Raw genomic sequence first — 6,000 nt, forward strand, 5'->3', positions numbered from 1 at the left:
CTACAGTCCCGGACTGGAAGCGCTTCCAGCCGTCGGGCCGGGGCGGGACGCCTTCGGCGAAGCCGGGAGGGAATGCTCGGAGTCCATGGCGGAGGATGTGTCACGTCGGCAGCCGACGCTCGACGAGGTGGCCGAACGCGCCGGCGTCTCCCGCTCGGTGGCCTCCCGCGTCCTCAACAACGCCCCGCGCGTCAGCCGCGCCAGACGCGAGGCGGTCGAACGGGCCGTCCGGCAGCTTCGCCTACGTGCCCGATCCGACCGCACGCGCGCCGGCCACCCACCGGACGGGAGCGGCCGCCCTGGTCGTCGCGGGGAGGATCCGTCGGTCTTCGCGGACCCGTTCTTCGCCCGGGTGATCGTGGGTGCCTCGGCCGTTCTGGAGGAGGCCGACCTGCAGCTGATGCGTGCCTGGCCGCCTCTCCCCGGGGCCGCAGGCGGGTGGAGGTCCGGCGCGTCCCCGCGACGGCGGCGCCGCCGTGGCCGGACCCACCACCGTCTCCGACGCCGCGTTGACCGTCAGCGGCACGCCGCCTCGGTGACCGTCCGCCGTACCGACGCAGAGCACGGCTGCACCGTCACCCTGCTGCCGCCATCGCCGGCTCAGCGCGCCGCGCGCTTGGGCCGTGCCGGCCCGCCGGCGGATACGGCGGCGGTGCTGGAGCGCAACGAGATCGGCGGTGTCAGCAGGATGTGCCGAGGCGGCGTGTCCGGCGCGGCGATGCGTTCCACCAGCAGGGAAACGGCCTTCTCGCCCATGTCCTGGGCCGGTACGTCCGCTGCCGTGAGCGGCGGACGGAAGTCCTCGGCCCACGTCTTGGCCGCCACTCCGGTGAGGGAGAAGTCGTACGGCACTTCGAGACCGGCGTCCGCCAGCGCGCGCTGGATGCCGGGCAGGGCGGCCTCGTTGATGGTGGTGACAGCGGTGACGTCCGGATGGCTGCCCAGGAGCGCTTCGACGCATTCCTGACCGGAGCGGGCATCGTCCCCGCACGGCACTTCGACGCCGTCGAGGCCGCGTTCCGCCACGGCCGCCTCGAAGCCCTCTCTGGCCCGGTGCGCGGGGCCGTAGCCGGCCGCGATGAGTTCGGGGGAACGCGTGATCAGAGCCACCCGGCGGTGCCCGAGATCGGCGAGGTGCCGCACGCAGTGCCGGACCAGGCCGGAGTAATCGACGTCGATCCAGGACATCTGGTGGTCGCCGGCCGTGTGCCCGATGCCGACGAACGGCAGCCCGGCATCCTGCAGGCGTCCCACACGAGGGTCCTCCAGGCGGATCTCCATCAGAATGACGCCGTCCACGCGGCGCTCCGAGACCAACCGCTCGAAGGAACGGTCGTGGTGCTCGCCGGAAGGGGACAGCAGCACGTCCAGGTCGACCCGGGCGGCGGCGTCGACCACGCTGGCGACGAAGTCCAGCTGCATGTGTGTGAGCCTCTTGCCGGCCGGGGGGATGACGAGACCTATGGTCCGGGTGCGCCCTTCCTTGAGGGCCCTCGCGGTCGCGTTGGGGTGATATCCCAATTCGTTGATCACGTCTTGGATACGTCTGCGCGTGCCGGCGGCTACGGGGCGTTTGCCGCTGAGCGCATACGACACCGTGCTGCGTGACACTCCTGCGCGGCGAGCGATCTCCCCGATGTTCATGCAGCTCCTCAAGACCTACGCTCCGGCCGCAAGGATACTGAGGGGGGTGGCGGTGGCGTCGGGTCCGCCGCCGGACCGGTTCGCCGGATCGGCTGGACTCGGCGGGCAGGGGCACGACCGATGTGGCCGACGTGACCGACGTGGCCGACGCGGCACTGCCGGCTGCGGCAGCCGCAGTCCGGAGGTTCTTATCCCCCTGCGCCGGAACGGCGCCGGCACGCGGATCGTCGGCAACCCGGTTCGGCGGCGAACCGTACGGGCCGGGTGCCGCATCCCCGGTCCGGGGGGCGACGGTGCCCGTGACCGGTCTCGTGTCGCGCGGTCGTCGCGCCGGCCGCCGTCGGCTACCGATCAGCCGCGGTCTCGCCTCCTGCGGGCCGATGTGCGTGCGGACCGGGACGGGGTTCGGCGCGTGGCCGACACCACCGGCTCCTGCTGAGGCCGGCCGCGGACCCGCCCGCCGGCGGCGATGAGGAACGTCACGGGCCGGTGCCCTGGCCGGAGGCGTCCAGGCACAGGCGGCTGCTGGACGGTCCCCGCGCACCACGGTGCGCGCGGACGGACGCAGGACGCCCGAACGCCATGGCCCCGCGGGCCGGATGTGTCGGCCTGCCGGATCCGTCGCGCGTTCCGCAGCGCAAGCGAGTGCCCCCGAGCCAGGCGAATCGGTTCCACGCAAGCGCTTCGACGGAAGGTTAGCGACCGGCCGAGTGCGGGGTCAATGGTGTGCCGTGAGGCGAAGGCGGCGCCCCTGCGCTGCGGGAAGGGACACCGCCTGCCGCCTGCTGTCACTCCGGATCTGTTCGAGCGTGCGGACGAGGTCCGACCCACAGGAATCAGCCGTCGAATCGATTCCGCGACAACCTTCGCGGCAGGGGCTCCGAACCCTTGACAGCCCCGTGGACCCGGGAGGACCGTCTCCCCCCGAAACCTCTCTGCAATCTCACGCACACATACGCACCTTCAAGCGCTTCGGATCGTCAGCGCCGCCAAGACACCCGACTGGGTCGCGCCGGCACACAGGGGAGATCAGATGGGAACCATGCGCACAAGCGGCCGCCCGCTGTCCGGGCGCGGTGGCGTACGACGGCTCCTGGCGGCGTTACGGCACCGTGGCAGGCCGGAGAGGTCGAAAGCGCTCGCCCGGGCCGGGGCCGCAGTCGCGCTGGTCGCCGGCACCCTGGTCGGCGCCACGGCCACGGCCGGCACTGCTCGGGCCGCCGGGTCCGGGCCGTGCGACATCTACGCGGCCGGCGGCACGCCCTGTGTGGCGGCGCACAGCACGACGCGAGCGCTGTACGCCTCGTACAGCGGACCGCTCTACCAGGTCCGGCGTGCCTCGGACAACACCACCCGGAACATCGGCGTCCTGAGCGCGGGCGGGTACGCGGACGCCGCCGCCCAGGACGCGTTCTGTTCGGGGACGACCTGCCTCATCACGGTCATCTACGACCAGTCCGGCCGCGGCAACCACCTCACCCAGGCGCCCGGGGGCGGCGCCGCGGGCGGCCCCGACAACCTCGCGAACGCGACCGCCGCACCCACCACGGTGGGAGGTCACAAGGCCTACGGCGTTTTCGTGGCGCCCGGCACGGGCTACCGCAACAACCACACCAACGGCATCGCGACCGGGGACAGCCCCGAAGGCATGTACGCGATCCTCGACGGCACGCACTACAACGGCGGCTGCTGCTTCGACTACGGCAACGCCGAGACGGACAGCAACGACGACGGCAACGGCACCATGGAGGCCATCTACTTCGGCAACATCCGGGTCTGGGGCTACGGTTCGGGCAACGGTCCGTGGATCATGGCCGACCTGGAGAACGGCCTGTTCTCCGGGGTCAACCAGCACTACAACGCCAACGATCCGACCATCAGCCACCGGTACACGACCGCCATCATCAAGGGCGGGCCGAACCACTGGGCGATCCGTGGCGGCAACGCGCAGTCCGGCGGCCTGTCCACCTTCTACGACGGACCGCGTCCCAACGTCGCCGGTTACAACCCGATGCGGAAGCAGGGTGCCATCATCCTGGGCACCGGCGGTGACAACAGCAAGGGCGCCCAAGGCACCTTCTACGAGGGCGTGATGACCTCCGGCTACCCGTCGGACGCCACCGAGAACGCGGTGCAGGCCAACATCACCGCGGCCGGATACGGCAACTCCTCCGGCGGGACGAGCACCGGCGCGCTGCACGCGGTGGGCGCGGGCAAGTGCCTGGACGTGCCCAACTCCTCCACCACGGCCGGCACACAGCTGCAGATCTGGGACTGCAGCGGCGGTGCCAACCAGACCTGGACCCGCACGGCCGCCGACCAGCTGACCGTCTACAGCGGCAGCAGCCAGATGTGCCTGGACGCCTACGACAACCAGACCTCCGCCGGTACCAAGGTGGAGACCTGGCCGTGCAACGGCGGCGCCAATCAGCAGTGGCGGCTGAACGCCGACGGCACCGTCACCGGCACCCAGTCCGGACTCTGCCTCGACGTCACCGGCGCCGCCACGGCCAACGGGGCACCGGCCGAACTGTGGCCGTGCAACGGCGGATCCAACCAGAAGTGGAGCCTCAACTGATCTGAAGGCCGCGGCCCGTCGTCGGCCACCGCAGGCCACGGGCCGCCCGCCACCGGATGCGGGCTTCCGCGTGCCGGCCCCCGGCGGTCGGACGGGCTCCCGGCAACTCACGGCGCTGCCGGGCGGCTCCCCGGCCGCCGGTACACCCGACATCGTGCGGCAGGCCCCGATCGGGAACGCTCGGCAGCGCGCGCCCATGGCCCCGCGGAACACCGTCGGCACCCGAGCAGGACTTCACCCGCGCCGACCGGCTCGCGGGCTCGTTCACCCCCACCCACTGTCCCGTACCAGTGAGGAACGCTGATGAAGAAGTACTTGGCGCCCTTGGCCGCGGCGCTGGCGGCCGCCCTCGGCATGGCCTGTGCACCGCCCGCGGCAGCCGCCACCGGCACCGGGGCGCCGCCCCCCGCCGTGCGGGCCGCCGCCGCGCCCGCCCCCTTGCGGCTGATGCCGTTGGGCGACTCGATCACCTGGGGCGTCGGCAGTTCGTCGGGGAACGGCTACCGGGCCTTCCTGTGGAACCAGCTGTCGGCCGAGGGACACGCCCTGGACTTCGTCGGCTCGGGTCGCAACGGCACCATGTCCGACCCGGACAACGAAGGCCACTCCGGCTGGTGGATCGACCAGATAGCCGGCATCGCAGACTCCGTGCTGGCCAGATACCGGCCGAACGTGGTCACCCTGGAGATCGGCACCAACGATCTGAACGGCGGCTCTCCGGCTGCGACCGCCGCCGACCGGCTCCGCGCGCTCATCGACCGGATCACCCAGGACGCCCCCGACGCCACCGTCCTCGTCGGCACCGTGATCATCTCCACCAGCGGCACCGAGGAGGCCAACCGGCCCGCGTACAACGCCAAGCTCCCCGGGATCGTCCAGGCCGAGCAGGCCGCCGGCAAACACGTACGCCTGGTGGACATGAGCGCGCTGACCACCGCGGACCTGTCCGACCCCTTCCACCCCAACGACGAGGGCTACCGCAAGATGGCGGAGGCCTTCAACGCCGGGATCCAGGCCGCGGATGCGGCAGGCTGGATCAAGCCGCCGGTTCCCGTCGGCGGACTGGTGCGCTCCGGAATCGCGGGGAAGTGCCTGGACGTCAACGGCGGCAGCAGTGCCAACGGGACCGCCGCGCAGATCTGGTCCTGCAACGGCGCTGACGCTCAGCTCTGGTCCGCGCGCTCCGACGGCACCTTGCGGGCGCTCGGGAAGTGCCTCGACGCCACGGGCGCCGGTACCGCCAACGGCACCAAGATCGAGATATGGGACTGCAACGGCGGCAGCAACCAGCAGTGGCAGGCGTACAACGGCGGTTACCGCAACCCGGCCTCCGGCCGCTGTCTCGACGACCCCGGCGCATCCGCCGCCGACGGTACGCAACTGGTCCTGTGGGACTGCATCGGCGGCGCCAACCAGCAGTGGACCACCCTGCCGGTCTCCTGAGCCCGTGACACCCGGCTCCACCGCGGCATGTCTCGCGCCGGTGTCCCACCCCCCACACAAGGAGAGTGATCCTTCATGTCCTGGCTCGACGAGGAGCCCCGTCTCCGCAAGCTCATGGCCTCGACCGCCGGTCTGACGGCCGGTACGGTACTGGCCCTGGCCGCGACGGCGGCACCCGCCGCACATGCGGCCTCCGGCACGCTGGGCTCGGCAGCCGCCGGCAGCGGCCGCTACTTCGGCACGGCCGTGGCCGCCGGAAGGCTCGGTGACCCGGCGTACTCCGCGATTCTCGACCGGGAGTTCAACATGATCACCCCGGAGAACGAGATGAAGTG

The 6,000-nt window shown here is 71.8% G+C and carries 4 protein-coding genes and 2 pseudogenes; 4 read left to right on the forward strand and 2 right to left on the reverse strand.

Translation table 11 applies throughout. The features are described 5' to 3' along the window. Positions 1 to 85: 85 nt before the first annotated feature. Positions 86 to 441, forward strand: a pseudogene (locus ABT171_RS17640) (LacI family DNA-binding transcriptional regulator); the annotation flags it as partial. 159 nt (positions 442 to 600) lie between these two features. Here the strand turns inward: ABT171_RS17640 and ABT171_RS17645 are convergent. Next, positions 601 to 1,422, reverse strand: a complete 822-nt coding sequence (locus ABT171_RS17645; RefSeq protein WP_503075533.1) for a LacI family DNA-binding transcriptional regulator — start codon at positions 1,420 to 1,422, stop codon at positions 601 to 603. A gap of 93 nt (positions 1,423 to 1,515) precedes the next feature. After that, a pseudogene (locus tag ABT171_RS41920) lies at positions 1,516 to 1,644 on the reverse strand (LacI family DNA-binding transcriptional regulator); the annotation flags it as partial. 1,033 nt (positions 1,645 to 2,677) lie between these two features. Here ABT171_RS41920 and ABT171_RS17650 point away from each other — a divergent pair. The 3 genes from ABT171_RS17650 to ABT171_RS17660 form a co-directional block, all read left to right on the forward strand. Continuing rightward, positions 2,678 to 4,222, forward strand: coding sequence for an arabinofuranosidase catalytic domain-containing protein (locus ABT171_RS17650; RefSeq protein WP_351244609.1), 1,545 nt, complete (start codon positions 2,678 to 2,680; stop codon positions 4,220 to 4,222). Positions 4,223 to 4,525: 303 nt separating this feature from the next. Beyond that, on the forward strand, positions 4,526 to 5,665 hold the full coding sequence (locus ABT171_RS17655; RefSeq protein WP_351244611.1) for a ricin-type beta-trefoil lectin domain protein: 1,140 nt from the start codon (positions 4,526 to 4,528) through the stop codon (positions 5,663 to 5,665). A 75-nt stretch (positions 5,666 to 5,740) separates the two neighbouring features. Then, a partial coding sequence (locus ABT171_RS17660; RefSeq protein ID WP_351244613.1) for an endo-1,4-beta-xylanase occupies positions 5,741 to 6,000 on the forward strand: 260 nt, incomplete at its 3' end.

Source organism: Streptomyces sp. NPDC001851 (assembly GCF_040297165.1).
Classification (GTDB): Bacteria; Actinomycetota; Actinomycetes; order Streptomycetales; family Streptomycetaceae; genus Streptomyces.